Below are 1,592 nucleotides of genomic sequence, written 5' to 3' on the forward strand. Positions count from 1 at the left end.
CCGTGGAACGACTCGATGGGTACGGTGAACGCGAACGAGTTCACCATCTACCGGAGGACCGCTCGTTACGTATCGGCCAACTATGCCTCGCATGAGGCGTACTGGATTATCAAGGGGCGGGTCGACTGGTTCTCGAAGTCGGGTGGCGGCTATTCGCCGCACGAATATTTCTGGAATGAGTTCTGGACCCATTCGCGGGACATTTTGGACGCTCCGCCTACTCCGTTGCCGTTGGATCCGCAGAGTTTCCATACGGCGGCGGAGTCGTTCTACAATCTGTCGATGTGGTTGGACGGTTCGGCGCAGCGCATCCAGGCCGAGATCGACCGTCTCGGTTCCGGCGGTTCGGGTTTTCAGGGCTCTTCGTCCCAGGCGTTGTCGGATGCGATGAAGAATCTGCACGGCGAGATGAAGCTGTTGCGGCAGGATCTTCAGACCTCCGACGACTGGGTGCGGATGCTGCATGACAACGGTGATGCCGCGCAGCGTTTCTGGACGCAGATCCGCCAGGTGTGGGCAGAATTCGCGGGTCGGCCGGAAAATCAACCGAACACGATGGTCGCGCGGGCGATGCACGCTATCGAGAAATCCATCGACGATTTGGGGCTAACCACCGAGGGCTGGAACACCACGGCATGGGACAACGGCGACCTGATTGTTTGGGAAGACCTCAAAGAGTGGCTGATTGAGATCGACATCGGCGATGGCGCTAAGCCGGGTATATACGACTTCAAGAAGCCGGCTGAGGCGTTGCAGCAGCTTGACGCGAGGATGCATGCGGCCTTCGTCAAGGCTGCGGCCACTTTGCATCTTGCGATGTCTGAGCGGTTCAAGGAGTTGCGGGACAGTTTTGAGCGTTCCTACACGAATATGGTCGACCTGCAGACGTACGTGCCGATTCCGCCGCCGACCGCGGGCGCTGGCGGTAGCGGTGGTGGTGCCAACCTGAACGACATTCTCGGCAAGCTCGGTGGCGGTGCTGGTGGTGGTGGCCCGAAGCTGAGCGACGTTGCCGGTGGCGGTAGTCGCCTCGGTGGCGGTGGTGGTGGCACTCCCAGCCTGGCCGATGTTCTCGGTGGTGGTGGCAGTTCCAGGCTGGCCGACGTCGGTGGTGGTGGTGGCGTTGGTGGTGGTGGCAGTCCCAGTTTGGAGGACCTTGTCGGTGGCGGTGGTCTGGACGGCGGTGCGGGTGGATCAACCGGAGGACTGCCGTCTGGTTCCGACTTCGGCGGTGGTGCCGGCGCAGGTGGCCTGACCGGCGGTGGTGCCGGCCCTGGTGGCCTGCCGGGTGGTGGTGTCGGCGCCGGTGGACTGCCGGGCGGTGGTGCCGGCGCAGGCGGCTTGACCGGTGGTGGTGCCGAGTTGCCCGGTGGAGGTAGCGGGGTTGGTCTCGGTGGTGGTCTGGGTGGTCTTCCTGGTTTGGGTGGTCTGAACGGTCGGCCTGGTGATGGCAATCAGGCGGCCAAGCCGCCGACCGGGCTTCCCGGCGCCGGTGACTTCGACGATATTCCGTCGCCGATCGACGGCCTACCGGGCTCCGGTGGTGTGTCGATCCCGGGTTCGGGTGGTGCCGGTTCGGGTGGTTCGTTCCC

Annotated in this window: 1 pseudogene; it reads left to right on the top strand. The window is 63.6% G+C overall.

Annotated features, from left to right (window positions below):
- Nucleotides 1-24 precede the first annotated feature (24 nt).
- Nucleotides 25-1,592: pseudogene (locus C7C45_RS32415) on the top strand (hypothetical protein); the annotation flags it as partial.

This window comes from Micromonospora arborensis, assembly GCF_003205615.1.
Classification (GTDB): Bacteria; Actinomycetota; Actinomycetes; order Mycobacteriales; family Micromonosporaceae; genus Micromonospora; species Micromonospora arborensis.